Origin of the sequence: Actinoplanes ianthinogenes, from assembly GCF_018324205.1 — a bacterium.
In the GTDB taxonomy this organism is placed as follows: domain Bacteria; phylum Actinomycetota; class Actinomycetes; order Mycobacteriales; family Micromonosporaceae; genus Actinoplanes; species Actinoplanes ianthinogenes.
The window spans coordinates 6933968-6949926 of sequence record NZ_AP023356.1 but is presented as its reverse complement, the minus strand read 5'-3'; the positions used below and the strand labels follow the sequence as shown (position 1 = coordinate 6949926).

Sequence of the window (15959 nt, the reverse complement as noted above, 5' to 3'; positions counted from 1 at the left end):
TGATCTCGTGAACGGGGTGCAGCTGCTGCTCATCATCGGGGTCGGGATCGCGGTCACGTCGGTCGCCCACCGGCACCGGTTCGAGCCGGGCTGGGTGATCGTGGTGCTGGCCGCCGCGGCCTCCTTCATCCCCGGGGTGCCGCGGCTGGAGCTGGAGAGCCACCTGATCCTGGCGATCGTCATCCCGCCGCTGCTCTGGTCCGCGACCCGGGGCGCCTCGGTCTCCGGCTTCGGCGCCAACCTGCGCCCCATCGTCTCGCTCGGCGTGGTCCTCGTGGTGCTCACCGCCGGGGTGCTCGGCTGGCTCTCCTCGCTGCTGCTGCCGTCGATCGGGGTGGCCGCCGCGTTCGTGCTCGGCTCGGTGCTGGCCCCGCCGGACACCATCACGACGGTCTCCCACGGCGACGAGATCGGCCTGCCGAAACGGGTCACCTCGATCCTCACCGGGGAGAGCCTGGTCAACGACGCCACCGCGCTGACCCTGTTCAGCATCGCGGTCGCCGCGGTCAACGGCGAGCACGCCACCTGGACCGGCGGCATCGGCGAGTTCCTGCGCACCGCCACGCTCGGCGTGCTGATCGGCGGGGCCTTCGCGGTGCTCGGCCTCACCGTGCGCAAACGACTCGGCAACCCGACGCTGGAGACGTCGCTGTCGCTGCTGCTGCCGTTCACCGCGTTCCTCACCGCCGAGGAGGTGCACGCCTCCGGCATCCTCGCGGTGGTCGCGGCCGCGTTCCTGATGAGCGCCAACCTCACCCTCGACCCGAGACACCAGTACCCGGGCGGCTACCGCACCCGGCTCCAGGAGGAGCAGGTGTGGCGGGTCGCCGACTTCCTGCTGGAGACGTTCGTCTTCGCCTACATCGGCCTCCAGCTCAGGTTCGTCCTGGACGACCTGGCCGACTCGGCCGAGCCGGGCCTGACCCGCACCCTGATCGCCGCCGGCGTGCTGCTGGCGGCCGCGATCGCGGCGCGCCTCATCGGCGTGTTCGGGCTGTTCGGCCGCTGGACCCTGAAGCAGCGCATGATCGACCGCCGGATCGCCCGGGACCCGCGAGCCGCCAGGGTCCACGCGGGACGGGTCGCTCGCCGCCGCGGCGGCGAGCCGCTGCCGCCCCCGACGATGAAGGAGAACGCCCTGGTCGGCTGGACCGGCATGCGCGGCATCCTCACCCTCGCCGCGGCCGCCGCGATCCCGGAACACACCGCGTCCGGTGCGCCGTTCCCCGGCCGCGACGCGATCCAGGCCATCGCCCTCATCGTCACCCTCGGCACGCTGCTGCTCCAGGGCACCACGGTCGGCTGGCTGGCCCGCCGCCTCCGGTTCGACCTGACCGCCGAACACGCCGCCGCGGAGGAGCTGCGCACCGAGGGCCACCGCATCGTCGCCGAGGCGGCCGCCGCGCCGGCCCCGGACGTGGACGCCTCGTTCGAGGCGCAGCGCCTGGCCCTCGGCCGGGCCGTGATGGAACGCCGGATCACCGAGGAACTGGCCCGCGAACTGATCGAGGACATCGACCTCCGCCAGGCCGCCCGGCACACCAACCCGGCCGACTCCCACTGACCGCGTCCGGATCGCGCGGTCGGCGATGAGCGGCCCGTTCCATGGCTGTTCCTGGGTGCACGAAAGGCTGTCGCGTTGCCACGATCACCATGGAGCAAACGACCGACTGCCTGGTCTGAATACCACGGTCGACACGACTCGCCGTCCATCACATCATTCGCCAAGCCCCGCCAACAAATGAATCCATCCCCCACGCCGAAACAATAATCGACTAGCCGCTTTTGCGTCGCTCCGTTCGTGTATGATCGCGCGCCGTGAAGAAGTATAGGTTTTACCTGGCGTCCATGGGCGCGGCATTCGGGCTGTACGCACTGCTCACCGCGCTCATAGCCGTCCACTTCTTCATCGATACAGACATCGCGGTGCGCGATGGGATAGCGCGCGACCTGCCACACTGGTTGATTTCCGCGAGCAAGGCAGCGGCTCGCCTCGGGCAGGGCGGTCCGCTGATGTACCTTTCTCTTGTCATCGCCGCTGCACAGTCTTTCCGATTGAAGACGGTGAAGCATTTTGCGCTGTGGGCATGCACGTCGGCATCACTGATCATGATTGTCGGGTCCGTAAAGATGTATACGCGTCGCGGAGCGCCGGCCGACCCCCAGCCGGGCGCGGTCGAATTCTTCAGCAAGGAGCCGTGCGGAGGGCCTGCTTGCCAATCGTTTCCCTCCGGGCACGTGGCGAACTCTGTTGTCTGGTACGGCCTCATCCTGATCTTGCTCAATCATTGGGCAAGCTCTCAAGCCCGCAGAACAATCCTGGCCTCGGCCGTGTCCGTGACCGCGGTGGCGAATGTCGTGTCAGGTCACCACTGGCTCAGCGATTCACTGGGGGGCATGCTCGCCGGTAGCGGCATACTCGGTTTTCTGCTCATCGCCGATCGGGCGAACCCGCGCATATGGGGGTGGCTCGACAAGCGGATCTTCACCTCGAGACGATCAGGGACGACGAGGCCGTTCCGGGAGATCGGAGGCATGCGCCCTGAACGATCGTCCGGAAGTCCGCGCGGATGGCAATCGCCGGCGCAACGAACCGCGCCCGCCGGCCCGCACTGACCACGGGAGGTCCGGCGGGCACACGACCCGCGCCGGTGGCGGCGGCACCGTTGCGGGCGGCGGGGCGGTCGGACCGTCAGGGGCCGCATCAGCCCGGCGCGGCCTCGCGGGTGGTCGGACCGTCAGGGGCCGCATCAGCCCGGCGCGGCCTCGCGGTCCGGACGGACGGCGGGCCGTGCGGGTAGCCACGGGACTGTGGATAGATCGTACAAAATGGGTTTATGCGGCAGCGATGCGTGCGGTGAAGGCGGACAGCTTGGTTAGCGCTCGGTCGATCTTCTCGGCGAGGGTGAGCGTCTCCTCGAAGCGGACCAGGCGCAGTCTCGGGCGTTTCTTGCCGCGCAGGTAGAGGGAGCAGGCGAGGTCGGCGCAGAGGTACTCGCCGACCGAGTTGCCGTTGCGGCCGGCGGCACCGGCCAGCGGGGCGGTGAACAGGCTGACGCCGCCGGCCGCGTGGTCGGTCAGGCAGACCTGGCACATGCTGGAGCGGGCGGCGCTGCCGGCGCCGGCGCGTTCCGCCTTGCGCAGCAGGACGGCGACCGGGCGGTCCTCGCGGGGCAGCAGCAGGGCCGCCCGTTGCGGGGCCGCGGGGTCCACCCAGCCGTAGAAGTCGAGGTCAGACCACGGGGTGTCGCGGAAGTCGGCGGGCAGCTTGATCCGGGCCGCCTCGCCTTTGCTGCCGTTGATGAACGAGGCTCGGATCGTCGCCTCGCTGATCGGTTCCATGAGGTCGGACCCTCGCACATCCCGGCGGGGGCGTCACCCGATTTCCAGACGCAGGCTGAAGACGCTGCCGGTCGGGACGCCCGGGCGGTGGGCGACGCTGCCGCCGTTCGCCTGGGCCAGGCTGGCGACGATGTGCAGGCCCAGGCCGTGACCCTCGGCCGCGGCGTCGGCGGCCCGGGTGTACCGCTCGAAGAGGTGCTCGCGCAGGGACTCGGGGACGCCGTCACCCTCGTCGTGCACCGCGATCTCCACGCCGGTGTCCCGGGAGTGGACGGACACGCGGGTCGCGCCGCCCCCGTACTTCCGCGCGTTCGTCAGGAAGTTCACGATGATCTGCCGCAGGTGGGCGGGGTTGGCGAGCACCTCGAGGTCGTCCGGGCACTCGATCGGCACCACGGCGTCGGCGGCGTCGGCCGCGTCCCGCAGCGCCGCACGCAGCGCGACCGGCTGCCGGACCGTGGTCAGCTCGCCGGCGTCCAGCTTGCACATGGCCAGCACGTTGTGCCGCAGCTCGTCGATCCGGTGCGCCCCGGTGATGATCCGCGCCGCCGCCCCGCCGAGCGGCCCGGGCAGCTCCGCGTCGGTGAGCACCTCGCCGTAACCCATGATCGCCGTGAGCGGCGTGCCGATGTCGTGCGACAGCATGCCCATCAGGTCGAGTTTCAGCTGGTTGGCCTGCTGCAGCTGCTCGTTGCGCTCGGCAAGGACGAGTTGCGCGGCGTCGCGTTCGCGGCGGGCCCGGTTCTGCTCGGTGACGTCCTGCACCACGCCGATCAGGTGCAGCGGGCGGCCGTCCGCGTCCCGGACCAGGCGCACCCCGGTCTGCACGTCGACGTAGTGGCCGTCGGCGTGCAGCAGGCGCTTGGCCCGCTCGTACGAGTCGCTCTCCTCGGCGAACAGCCCGGCGAGCGCCTCGGTGTCACCGTCCCGGTCGTCCGGGTGGGTCAGCAGGTCCACGCCGTGCCCGCACAGGTCGGCGGCGGACCGCCCGACCATCCCCGCCAGGGCATCGTTGACGTGCAGGACGACGCCGTCCAGCCCGAGCATCACCTGCCCGATCGTGGACTGGCGGAACTGCACCCGGAACCGCCGCTCGCTCTCCTCCCGGGCCTCCTCGGCCCGCCGGCGCTCGGTGATGTCGGTGTTCGTCTCGATGATCTCGTGACCGGCGCCGTCCGCGGCCGGCCGCCGCACGTGCCGGCTGAGCGCGACCACCACCCGGCCGTCGGCCCGCCGGTGCACCAGTTCGCCCTCCCAGGACCCGGTCTCCTCCAGGGCGCGGGCGATCGCGTCGAGTCGCGTGGGAAAGACCGTGGAGAGCAGCCGGTGGATGTTGCGGCCGACCGCGGCCGAGGCCGGCCAGCCGTAGACCTGCTCGGCGCCGCGGTTCCAGAACCGGATGGTCCCGTCCGGGTCGCGCACGATGATCGCGGCCGGCGCCGCGTCGATCAGCTCGGCCTGTCGGCGCAGCTGCTCCTCGGCGGCCCGCCGGTCGCTGATGTCGTGCAGGAACGCGTGGAACATCGGCCGCCCGCCACCCATGTTGGTGGCCTGAAGGGTGAGCTCGACCGGGAAGAGCCGGCCGTTCCGGTCCACCGCGGGCAGCTCCAGCCGCTGGCCGGCCAGCACCGACCGGCCGGTCTCCCGGACCCGGTCGAGGCCCTGGCGGTGCGCCTCGCGGTGCTCCTCGGGCACGATCAGCTTGCTCACGTCCATGCCGAACGCCTCGTCGCGGGCCCAGCCGAAGAGCCGCTCGGCGGCCGGGTTCCACTCCCGGACCAGGCCGTCCGCGTCGATCGACACGTAGGCGTCCTGCGACACCTCCAGGATCCGCCGCACCAGCGCCGAACCCTCCTCGGCGTGGTGCGCGGCCCGGGCCAGCTCGATCTCGGACGCCACGGCCGCCGCCAGGTCCTCCAGGAGGTCCAGGTCGTTCGCCGCCCACGAGTGCGGCGTGTCCGCGATCGCACAGAACGCGCCCAGCGTCTGCCCGTCCACCCGGATCGGCATCCCGGCGTAGGCGACCACGCCGATCTCGTCGATCGCCGGGTTGTCCCGCAGCACCGGATGCTCCCGGGCGTCGCTCACCACCAGCGGTTCGTCGCTGTCCACCACGTGCCGGCAGAACGAATGTGTCAGGGGCGTCCGCCCGCGCCCGGCCCACGGCTCCGGCAGCCCGTGCTGACCGGCGAACACCTGCTGCTCGTCGGTCACCAGCGACACCAGCGCGGTCGGCACGCCGAGCAGCCGTGCGGCGAGCCGCGTCAACCGGGTCAGCCCGGGCGCCTCCGGCAGGTCCAGGAGCCCGGACGCCCGCACGGCGGCCACTCGCTCCGGACTGCCGACCCGACCCACTGCCATGCCCCGAAGATCGGCACGGTGGGCGGTTAGTTGAGGCACACCCTCTTTCCGTACGCCCCGAGCACGGTCCCCACGGCGGCGGATCGGCGGTGAAGAATGACGGGATGGGGATGTGGAGACCCGGGCGGGCGCTGGTGGCCGGGGTGGTGGCGGTGGTCGTCGGGCTCGGGCTGAGCGGGTGCCCGTCGTCGAGCGGGTCGGAGCCGGTCTGTGCGCAGCCCACCGCGGGCAGCGCCGACGGCGGGGAGTGCGACGACGTGGACACCGTGACCGGCCGCTGAGCACCTAGGCGGCTAGCGGGGCAGGCGGTCGAAGCCGTCCAGCAGCAGGCCCAGGGCGAACTCGAACTCGAACTGGTCGTCGCAGCCCGCGCCGACCACCGACGACTCGTCGTGGGCGGCGGCCATCGCCATCAGGGCCAGGTTCGGGAAGCGCGGGGCCATCGCGCGGGCCATCTCCAGCTGGGCCTCCGGGGGCAGCGGGGTGGAGTCGTTGAACAGCTCCGGGGTGTAGCCGAGCATCCGGGTGCCGAGCGCGTGGGTGATGTGGTGGACCTGGTCCGGGGAGAAACCGCCGGCCAGGAAGAGGCCGATCACCGAGTCGAGGTAGGCGAGCATCGCCGGGGTCGGGTCGGTCCGCGAGTTGATCACCTGCCAGGCCCACGGGTGGCGGAGCAGGGCCTGGCGGGCGCCGAGGATCCGGTCGCGGACGGCCGCTTTCCAGTCACCGGTCGGGGACACCGCGGGGATGCCGGCCACGACCGTGTCGACCATGCCGTCCAGCAGCTCGTCCTTGTTGGCGACGTGCTTGTACAGCGCCATCGGCACGACGCCCAGCTCCTGGGCCAGGTTGCGCATGCTCAGCGCGTCGAGGCCGGTGCGGTCGGCCAGGTCGACGGCGGCGTTCAGCACGCGTTCGCGGTTGAGCGGAACCCGCCGCTCGGCAACATCCACGTGCCAACCCTAATACCGCCGATTGACGAGTGTACGCCGTACACCTACTCTCGAGGACGTCGAGGTGTACGACGTACACCGGAGGGGAGACGGTGATGAGGGCGATCGTGCAGGACCGGTACGGCGGCCCCGAGCAGCTGCGCTGGACCGAGGTGGCGACTCCGGAGCCGGGCGACGGCGAGGTGCTGATCGCGACCCGGGCGGCCTCGCTGAACGCCTGGGACTGGCACTTCATGCGCGGCGATCCGTATCTGATGCGCCTCCCCCGCAACCTCACCCGCCCGGCGCACCGGATCCGGGGCCGGGACGTCGCGGGCGAGGTCGCGGCGGTCGGCGCGGGCGTGACCGAGTTCCGGGTCGGTGATCCGGTCTTCGCCGATCTCGGCGCCCGGGAGGGCACCTTCGCCGAGTTCGTCCGCGCGCCGCGGGAGCTGGTCGCGCCGAAACCCGCGGGCCTGAGCATGATCGAGGCGGCCGCGCTCCCGCTGGCCGCCGGAGCGGCGCTGGGCTGCCTGCGCGAGGCCGGCCTGACCGCCGGGCAGCGCCTGTTGATCAACGGCGCGTCCGGCGGGGTCGGCACGTTCGCGGTGCAGATCGCCAAGGCGTTCGGCGCCGAGGTGACCGCCGTGTGCAGCACCCGCAACGTCGACCTGGTCACCGAGCTCGGCGCGGATCACGTCATCGACTACCACCGGGAGGACTTCGCGAGGCGTCCGGGCAGGTTCGACGTCGTCCTCGACCTGGTCGGCAACCGCACCCTGGCCGACCTGCGGAGCAAGGGCGGCACCGTCGTCCTCTCCGGCGGCGGCACCTCCCGGGGCGGCAGTTTCCTCGGCCCGTTCCCCCTGGTCGTCCGCGGCATGCTGGCAGCACGCACCACCCGGCAGCGGATCATCCTCCCGGAGCCCGCGCCGAGCCGCGCCACCCTGGAGACCCTCGGCGCCATGACCGGGTCCGGCGCCCTCACACCGGTCGTCGACCGCACCTATCCGCTGGCCGAGGCCGCCGACGCCATGCGCTACCTGGAGACCGAGCACGCCCGCGCCAAGGTCGTCCTCACCGTCTAGGGTCGTCCCATGACCGCGGTGCGCGAGAAATTCCGGGACCTGCACGAGTCCGGCACGTTCCTGATGCCGAACCCCTGGGACGTCGGCTCCGCCCGGCTGCTGGCCGCTCTCGGCTTCCCGGCGCTGGCCACCACGTCCTCCGGCTTCGCGGCCACCCTGGGCAAGCGGGACCAGCACGTCACCCGGGACGAGCTGGTCGCGCACGTGGCCGCGCTGACCGCCGCGCTGGACATCCCTCTCAACGTCGACGCCGAGCGCTGCTTCGCCGACACCGCGGCCGGGATCCGGGAGACGGTGGACCTGCTGGCCGCGGCCGGCGCGTCCGGCATCTCGATCGAGGACTACGACCCGGGCGCCGGCCGGCTGGAGACCCTGGAGGCCGGGGCCGAGCGGGTCGCCGCGGCGGCGGAGGCCTGCGCGCGGCACGGGATCGTGCTCACCGCCCGCGCGGAGAATCTTCTGTACGGGCACGACGATCTCGACGACACCGTCGCCCGGCTGCGGGCGTACCGGGCGGCCGGCGCGGACGTGGTCTACGCGCCGGGGCTGCGGACCCCCGCCGAGATCAGCCGCGTGGTGGCCGGGGTGGACGCTCCGGTGAACGTGCTGGTTGTCACGGGAGCTCCGGCCGTACCGGAAATCGCCTCGCTCGGCGTGCGGCGGATCTCCACGGGAGGCTCGCTCGCCTGGGCGGCCTACGGTGCCCTGCGCGACGCGGCGCGCGAGTTGCTGACCACCGGGACCACGGAGTTCCGGTCTCGCGCCCTGCGCGAGGAAGATCTCGAGGCGGCCTTCCCCGCCTAGCCGGGATAACGACCGGCGGCCGGCACCTCGATCCCGACGGTGGTCCCGCGGCCGGGGATGCTGTCGATGGTCACCGTGCCGTCGTGCCCCTCGGCGATCGCCTTCACGATGCCCAGACCCAGCCCGAGACCCTGCACCTCGGCGCGCTCCGCGTCGGCGCTGCGGCGGAACGGCGCCAGCACCCGCTGCTGGTCCGCCTCGCTGATGCCCATCCCGGTGTCCCGGACCAGCAGCACCGCGCACCCGGGCCGGGTCGTGGCGGTCACCGTGATGGTGCCGCTGGCGGTGAACTTGACCGCGTTCAGCACCAGCCGTTCCAGTGCCTGACCCATCCGGCGCAGGTCCACCTCGGCCAGGACCGGCTCGCCGGTGTCGGCCGCGATGGTCAGCCCCTTCGCCTCGGCCAGCGGCCGGTTCGCGGTGACCACGCCGCGGACCAGCACCGCAAGGTCGGCCGGGGTCCGCACGAAGTCCCGGCTGCCCGCGCTGACCTGCGCGGCCAGCAGCATGTCGTCGACCAGCGCGAGCAGCCGGTCGGAGTTGCGCTGCACCCGCTGGAGGAACCCGTCGCGGGCCTCGGACGGCAGCTCCGGGTCGCCGAGGACCTCCAGGTAACCGTGGATCGAGGTGATCGGGGTCCGCAGCTCGTGGTTGACCCGGGCGATGAACTCGTCCTTGATCTGCTCGGCGTCCCGCAGCCGGTCGTTGAGGCTGCGCATGTCCCGGGCGTATTTCCGCAGCTCCAGCTGGTTGACCACGTGCCGGGCCAGGGCCCGCAGGCCGTGCTGCTGTGCCGGGGTGAGCAGCCCCGGCTCGCCGTCGGCGACGCAGAGCGTGCCGAGCGGCCGGCCGAACGGAGTGACCAGCGGCGCGCCCGCGTAGAACCGGACGTACGGCGGGCCGGCCACGGTCGGCATGCCGGCGAACCGCGCATCCGAGCGGGCGTCCGGGATCTGCATCACGTCGTCGCTGTACATGGCGTGCGCGCAGATCGAGTCGTCGCGCGCGCTGCCGCAGAGGTCGGTGCCGAGCCGCGCCTTGAACCACTGGCGTTCCTCGTCGACCAGGCTGACCATGGCGATCGGCTTGTCACAGAGCTGCGCGGCGAGGGCGACGATGTCGTCGAAGTCGCTCTCCTGAGGGGTGTCGAGGATGTCGTAGCCGCGGAGGGCGGCAAGGCGTTCCTGTTCCAGCATCTCGCCGGCAATCCCGCTGGCCGCCATCCGCATCCCCTTCGAGCAGGTCTTCCCTCACCGCTATTGGTCGGTCAGCGGCTGCCGGGATTGAGACCTACCGCGGGTGCAGGCCGGTGCTGCCACTGGCTCTCCAGGGTGCGGGCGTAGGCGGAGCGCCCGGCCGGCAGCGTGAACGACATCCGGGTGCCGCTGCCGTACGGATTCGCCGTCGCCTCGATCGTCCCGCCGTGCCGCTCCACGATCCGTTTGCAGACCGCGAGCTCCAGCCCGGATCCGCTGCCGCCCTCGCCCCGGTGGAAGTTCGTGAAGATCGCCTGGCGCAGGCCGGGCGGGATGCCGCGCCCGTTGTCCAGGATGTCGATCCGCAGCATCCCGTTCGGGGCCGGCTGGGCGGCCACGCTGATCAGCGGCGGCACGCCCGGCATGGTCTGCTCGAGCGCGTAGTCGATCACGTTCTCCAGCAGCTGCCGGGTCAGCACCGGGTCGGCCTCGACCGCGTCGAGCTGGCCGAGGGCGAACTGCGGCGGGTGGATGCCGGCGCTCTCCGCCTGGTCGTACCGGCTGTTGGCGATGTCGGTGAGCAGCAGCTGGAGGTTGATCGTGGTGGGCATCAGCTTGCCGTCGCGGGCCGCGGTGTAGGCGAGCAGGCCGTTCAGGAAGGTGCGCATCCGGGCGGCGGCCCGCTGGATCCGGCTGACCCGCTCGGCCGGCTTGTACCCGGCCAGCTCGGTCTCCAGGACCTCGGCCCAGCCCTCGATGGTGGTCAGCGGGTTGAGCAGGTCGTGCGCCACCACCCCGGCGAATGACATCAGCTCGTCCCGGTGCCGGCGGTCCGCGGTGACGTCGTGGAAGACCACGACCACGTGTTGCAGGCCGCTCGGACTGGCCAGCCGGGACACGTTGAACCGGACGATCCGGCCCTCGGGCACCGCCGCGTTGCGGATCAGCACGTCCATCGGCTGCACGTCCTCGCCGGCCAGGGCGCGTTGGTAGGGCAGCTCGGCATCGGCGAGCGGGGTGCCGTCCGGGTGGAAGAAGCCGTAGTCGCTGCCCAGCGCGGCGCCACCGGCCACCGTGTTGGTGCTGCCCAGCAGGCGGCCGGCGGCCGGGTTGCGGAGCACCAGCCGGCCGGCCTGGTCGAGGATGGCCAGGCCCTCGGTCATCGAGTTGATGATCGTGGTCATCAGCTCGGCCTTCTCGGTGGCCTCGTGCTCGGAGGACTGGAGGCGCTCGATCAGCGCGGTCCGCTCGTCGCGGCTGAACGCCAGGGCCAGGCCGACCAGGGCCAGGACCCCGATGTAGAGCTGGACGACCAGGGCCCGGGTGCCGGGTTCGCCGGTCATCGCGTACGGGCCGCTGCCGTGCAGGGTGAAGACGGCCGCCGCGGTGCCGAAGGCCATGGTGTGCACGATCGCCAGCACGGTGGGCAGCCGCAGGCCCACCCAGACCGTGAGGGCCAGCAGGGCGAACCCGATCGGCAGGCGCTCGTTGAGGGAGAACACGTAGAAGTAGGCGGCCGCCGAGAGGAAGTAGACGATCACCGCCTCCATCCAGGTCTCCTGGCCGCGGGGCAGGTCGCGCAGCCGCCGCGCGGCCGCCCCGAAGAGCAGCACGCTGACCACGTCACGGACCACCCAGATCGCGATCGCGGTGACCGACTGGTCGTGGGTGATCAGCCGCTCGCCGAGGCCGCCCAGCACGCCGCCGCAGACCGCGCCGGCCACCGCCACCAGCAGCACCCGGAGCAGGTCGGTCAGGGTCCGCAGCGGCCGGCCGCCGGGGCCGCCCCAGACGCCGGGCAGCCAGTGTGACGCGGCGACCGCGAAGACCAGCGCCTCCAGCACCGCGGCGCCGCCGTGCACCAGGGCGGGTCCGATCGCGGTGCCGGTGGCGGCCAGGGCGAGCGCGGTGAGCAGGCCGAGCACCGCGGCGTCCGCCCAGCGCCAGCGGGAGTCGTTGCGGTTGACCAGCCAGACCGCGGCGACCGCGGTGGCCGGCCAGATCACCGGCAGGGCGTCCGGCTTGCCGAGGATGGTGAGCTGCCCGGCGAGGATCGCGACGAGGTAGAGCGCCGCGAAGCGCACGGTGCTGGGCAACATCCGAAGACTCATCAGGGATCGCCTCGTGTGGGGTGGCCGGCTCTAACACCCAGTTCGGCCGCAACGGCGAATCCCTGAACAACAGGGCACAAAGTCCTGCATTTCAGTGACCGTGAGGGGTCTCGCCAGGGGTATCGCCGCACCGCCGGCGCACGAGACGCTGGTCATCGATCTTCCTGGGGAGGGAACCGAACAATGCTGTCCGCATCCAGCGTGCCCGTCGTGGAGGCGACCCTGCCGGTCGTCGGCGAGCATCTCGACGCCATCACCCGCGTCTTCTACGAGTCGATGCTCACCGAGAACGCGGAGCTGACCAACCTGTTCAGCCGCAGCGCGCAGGCCACCGGCGAACAGCGGCAGGCCCTGGCCGGCGCGGTGGCCGCGTTCGCCGCGCACCTGATCGGCGCCGGCCCGGACGGCCCGGCGTTCGAGCACATCATCGACCGGATCGCGCACCGGCACTGCGCCCTCGGCATCCGCCCGGAGCAGTACACGACGGTCGGCAAGTACCTGCTCCGCGCGGTCGGCACGGTGCTCGGCGACGCGGTCACACCGGAGATCACGGCCGCCTGGGACGAGGTGTACTGGCTGTTCGCGGCGCGGCTGATCGGCCGGGAGGCGCGGATCTACGCGAGCGCCGGGGTGGACGACGACGACCCGTGGCGGGACTACCTGGTGATCGCCAAGGTCGCCGAAGCGGAGGACACGGTGTCGCTGCTGCTCGCGCCGGCCGACGGCGGTCCCGCGCCGGCCTTCGTCCCGGGGCAGTACGTGACGGTCGCGGTGGACCTGCCGGACGGCTCCCGCCAGCTCCGGCAGTACTCGCTCTCGCAGGGCCCGGCCGCCGGGGCGCTGCGGATCACGGTGCGCCGGGTCCGCGGCCGCGGCGGTGCGCCGGACGGGCTGATCTCCGGGTTCCTGCACGACCGGGTCGAGGCGGGTGACAAGCTGCGGCTCAGCCAGCCGTACGGCGATCTCGTGCTGCGCCCCGGGGACGCCCCGTTGCTGCTGATCAGCGCCGGTGTCGGGATCACCCCGATGGCCGCCGTCCTGGACCACGTGGCCCGCACCTCGCCGGAGCGTGAGGTGGTCACGGTGCACGCCGACCGGAGCCCGTCCCGGCACGCGCTGCGCGCCGAGATGGACGCCGCCGGGGCCCGGCTGCGGTCCTTCACCAGCCAGGTCTGGTACGAGGACAGCACCGGCCTGATCGACGTCGGCAAGATCCCGCTGCCCCCGGAGGCCGACGTCTACCTCTGCGGCCCGGTCCCGTTCATGCGGCAGGTACGCGCCGGCCTGCACCGGCGCGGCGTCCCGGACGAGCGAATCCGCTACGAGGTGTTCGGCTCCGAGCAGTGGCAGACCGCATCCGAGTAGCAACCTCGGTTTGGCTGGCCGGGGCAGGCGCCGGGCCGATGACTCCGGGCACCTCACCCGAAGACGTTGGGAGTCAGCATGACGGTCGTCCTGGAATCCGCCCCCGCCCTCGCCCCGGCCCTGACCGGCCCCACCGTCCTGGTCGTCGACGACGACGAGAACGTCCGGGACCTGGCCACGTTTCGCCTGCAGATGGCCGGGTACCACACGGTGACCGCCGCGGACGGGTGCACCGCGCTCACCCTGGTCGCGGCGACCCGCCCGGACCTGGTCGTGCTGGACATCGCGATGCCCGGCCTGGACGGGCTGAGCGTCTGCTACCGGATGCACGCGGACCCGGCCACCGCCGACATCCCGGTGATCATGCTGAGCGGCATGGCCACCGCCACCGACATCGACCTGGCGTTCGTCTCCGGCGCCGAGGAGTACCTGGCCAAGCCGCTGAACCCGGCCGATCTGGTGCGCCGCGTCGGCTGGCTGCTGCCCAGGGACGCTTAGAGTTCCGGCCCGCCCTGTCGATAGTGCAGACATGAGCCGGAGGCATGGTCGACCCTGGCGCCGGGCCGCGGCGCTCAGCGCGCTGGTGGCCGTGGTCGGCTGCGCCGTCTCCCTGGGCGTCGCCGCGGTGCTGCACCGCGACGAGCGCGCCGCGGCCGACGTGCAGATGGATCGGCGTACCGCCGCCGTGGTGACCGCGGTGCAGGCGGAGACCCGCCGATACGTCGACACGCTGCGCACCACCGCCGCGGCGATCGGCGCCCAGCAGACGCTGACCGCCGCCGAGTACGCCACGCTGACCGCCCCGCTGCACCAGATGCGGCTGGCCGGCGCCACCTCGATCACCCTCGTGGTACCGGCCACCGACGGCGAGGTCGCCGAGGTCCAGCGCACCTGGCGGGACCGCGGCGTCCAAGACCTCACGCTGCAACCGCAGGGCACCGGCCAGCACGCGTTTGCGGTTCTGGTCCAGGTGCTGGACAACGGCCCGTCCGGCCGGGCCGGCCGGCCCGGGCTGGACGTGATGCAGGCCGCGGCGCCGGCCGCCGCGCTGGCCGAGTCGCGCCGCAGCCAGCAGGTCGCCGTCTCGGACACCTATCAACTGCTGGTCGACCGGGCGTTGCCGGCCGCGCAGCGGCAGAACTCGTTCGTCCTGGCCGCGCCGGTCTTTCAGGGCGTCGGGCAGAATTTCCTGGGCTGGCTGCTCTTCGGGGTGCGCGGGCAGGACTTCATGGGCGCCACGCTGCGGGCGGCCGGCGCCGAGCTGACCGGCCTGCTGCTGGAGGCCGACGAGGCGGGCGGCCGGGCCGTGACGGTGGCGACCATCCGCAACCATCCGGGCCGGCCGGCGGATCTGGAGCGGGCGGTGGCCGTACCGGTGGCCGGCTCGACCTGGACCCTGCGCCTGACCGCGGACCGCGACGAGCTGCCCGGCGGGCGGACCGTCCTGCCGGTCGCCGTGGCCGGCGGTGGCGCGTGCCTGACCCTGCTGCTCACCGTGCTGGTCTGGGTGCTGGCCACCGGGCGGGAACGCGCGCGGGCCCAGGTCGAGGCGGCGACCGGCGAGCTGAGCGCCGAGCAGGCCGAGACCGGCCGGCAGGCCGTGCTGCTGCGTGCGGTGCTGGACAACATCAGCGACGGCGTGGCCGTGGTCGGCCCGGACGGGCGGTTCCTGCTGGACAACCCGGCGGCCCGCAGCATCCTCGGGCAGGCCGAGCCGCCGGACGGCGGGGCGGAGACCTGGTACGAGCACTTCGGGCTGTACCAGGCGGACGGCGTCACGCCGTACCCCGGGGACCGGATGCCGTTGTCCCTGGCCCTGGCCGGGGAGAACGTGGACCACGTGGAGATGGTGGTCCGCAACGGCGCGCACCCGGACGGGCGGGTGATCAGTGTGGCGGCCCGGCCGATCGACACCGTGGCGGGCCGGCACGGCGCGGTCGCGGTGTTCCACGACATCACCGAGCGCAAGCGGGTGGAGACCGAGCTGCGCGGCTTCGCGGGCGTGGTGGCGCACGACCTGAAGGCGCCGCTGACGCTGGTCAGCGCGTACGCCGAGCTGGTCGCCGAGGCCCTCGCCGACCTGGCCGGCGGGGCCGGCGCGCCGACCCTGGAGCAGGCTCGCCGGGGCACCGCCAAGGTGCTGCACGGCGCCGGCCGGATGCAGCGGCTGATCAACGAGCTGCTGGACTACACCGCGGCCCGGGATGCGACCCTGCGCGTCGAGCGGCTGAGCCTGCGCGCCCTGGTGGACGACGTGGTCGTCACGCGTACCGACGCGCCGGACGAGGAGCCGGACGCCCGGCCGGACGTCTTCGTCGGCCCGCTGCCGGAGGTGTGTGCCGACCCGGTCCTGCTCCGCCAGGTGATCGACAACCTGGTCGGCAACGCGATCAAGTACACCCCGCCGGGGCGGGCCGCGCGGATCGACATCACCGCGCGCACCGAGGAGGACGGCGAGGTCCGGGTGCGGATCGCCGACCGCGGCATCGGCATCCCGGACGGCGAGCACGCGGCCGTCTTCGACAGTTTCCACCGGGCCAGCAACGGCACCGCCCACCCGGGCACCGGCCTCGGCCTGGCCATCTGCCGGCGGATCGTGGAGCGGCACGGCGGGCACATCGACGCCGGACCCAACCCGGGCGGCGGCACGATCTTCTCGTTCACGCTGCCCGGCGTGGCCGCCGGAATCCGTACCGAAAATCGAGGATCGTCGAAAGATCTCCGCACCGGCACGACCGCGGACGCAGGCCGGGGCTGACC

General features: G+C 72.6%; 13 protein-coding genes. 8 read left to right on the top strand and 5 right to left on the bottom strand.

Annotated features, from left to right (window positions below; genetic code table 11):
• Window positions 1-7: 7 nt before the first annotated feature.
• Together Aiant_RS31630 and Aiant_RS31625 are read left to right on the top strand one after the other, a co-directional pair.
• Window positions 8-1564, top strand: coding sequence for a cation:proton antiporter (locus tag Aiant_RS31630; RefSeq protein WP_189333708.1), 1557 nt, complete (start codon window positions 8-10; stop codon window positions 1562-1564).
• A 254-nt stretch (window positions 1565-1818) separates the two neighbouring features.
• On the top strand, window positions 1819-2616 hold the full coding sequence (locus Aiant_RS31625) for a phosphatase PAP2 family protein (RefSeq protein ID WP_189333709.1): 798 nt from the start codon (window positions 1819-1821) through the stop codon (window positions 2614-2616).
• A 219-nt stretch (window positions 2617-2835) separates the two neighbouring features.
• Here the strand turns inward: Aiant_RS31625 and Aiant_RS31620 are convergent, their stop codons facing one another.
• Both Aiant_RS31620 and Aiant_RS31615 read right to left on the bottom strand, forming a co-directional pair.
• A complete protein-coding gene (locus Aiant_RS31620; protein WP_189333710.1) occupies window positions 2836-3342 on the bottom strand; it encodes an FBP domain-containing protein in 507 nt (168 codons plus the stop codon).
• Between the two features lie 33 nt (window positions 3343-3375).
• Entirely contained in the window at window positions 3376-5703 is a 2328-nt protein-coding gene (locus tag Aiant_RS31615; RefSeq protein ID WP_189333711.1) for a sensor histidine kinase, read from the bottom strand.
• Between the two features lie 104 nt (window positions 5704-5807).
• Between Aiant_RS31615 and Aiant_RS31610 the strand changes: the two genes are divergently transcribed.
• Window positions 5808-5984, top strand: coding sequence for a hypothetical protein (locus Aiant_RS31610; RefSeq protein ID WP_189333712.1), 177 nt, complete (start codon window positions 5808-5810; stop codon window positions 5982-5984).
• 12 nt (window positions 5985-5996) lie between these two features.
• On the opposite strand, the gene Aiant_RS31605 is transcribed toward Aiant_RS31610, so the two are convergent.
• Window positions 5997-6656 carry a TetR/AcrR family transcriptional regulator gene (locus tag Aiant_RS31605; RefSeq protein ID WP_189333713.1) on the bottom strand — a complete coding sequence of 220 codons (660 nt, stop codon included), beginning with the start codon at window positions 6654-6656 and terminating at the stop codon, window positions 5997-5999.
• 95 nt (window positions 6657-6751) lie between these two features.
• On the opposite strand from Aiant_RS31605, the gene Aiant_RS31600 reads away from it, so the two are divergent.
• Together Aiant_RS31600 and Aiant_RS31595 are read left to right on the top strand one after the other, a co-directional pair.
• Window positions 6752-7723, top strand: coding sequence for an NAD(P)-dependent alcohol dehydrogenase (locus tag Aiant_RS31600; RefSeq protein ID WP_189333714.1), 972 nt, complete (start codon window positions 6752-6754; stop codon window positions 7721-7723).
• Window positions 7724-7732: 9 nt separating this feature from the next.
• Window positions 7733-8527, top strand: coding sequence for an isocitrate lyase/PEP mutase family protein (locus Aiant_RS31595; RefSeq protein WP_189333715.1), 795 nt, complete (start codon window positions 7733-7735; stop codon window positions 8525-8527).
• Here the strand turns inward: Aiant_RS31595 and Aiant_RS31590 are convergent.
• Window positions 8524-9750: a GAF domain-containing sensor histidine kinase gene (locus Aiant_RS31590; protein WP_189333716.1), complete on the bottom strand. Its 1227-nt coding sequence runs from the start codon at window positions 9748-9750 to the stop codon at window positions 8524-8526. The two genes, Aiant_RS31595 and Aiant_RS31590, sit on opposite strands and share 4 nt — an antisense overlap.
• Before the next feature lie 44 nt (window positions 9751-9794).
• Complete coding sequence (locus Aiant_RS31585; protein ID WP_189333717.1) at window positions 9795-11834, bottom strand: ATP-binding protein; 2040 nt, start codon at window positions 11832-11834, stop codon at window positions 9795-9797.
• A 183-nt stretch (window positions 11835-12017) separates the two neighbouring features.
• Here Aiant_RS31585 and Aiant_RS31580 point away from each other — a divergent pair, with 183 nt between their 5' ends.
• The 3 genes from Aiant_RS31580 to Aiant_RS31570 all read left to right on the top strand — a co-directional run bounded on the left by Aiant_RS31580 (window position 12018) and on the right by Aiant_RS31570 (window position 15957).
• Window positions 12018-13199: a globin domain-containing protein gene (locus tag Aiant_RS31580; RefSeq protein WP_189333718.1), complete on the top strand. Its 1182-nt coding sequence runs from the start codon at window positions 12018-12020 to the stop codon at window positions 13197-13199.
• Between the two features lie 78 nt (window positions 13200-13277).
• On the top strand, window positions 13278-13697 hold the full coding sequence (locus Aiant_RS31575; RefSeq protein WP_189333719.1) for a response regulator transcription factor: 420 nt from the start codon (window positions 13278-13280) through the stop codon (window positions 13695-13697).
• Window positions 13698-13728: 31 nt separating this feature from the next.
• Window positions 13729-15957, top strand: coding sequence for an ATP-binding protein (locus Aiant_RS31570; protein WP_189333720.1), 2229 nt, complete (start codon window positions 13729-13731; stop codon window positions 15955-15957).
• Window positions 15958-15959: the final 2 nt, after the last annotated feature.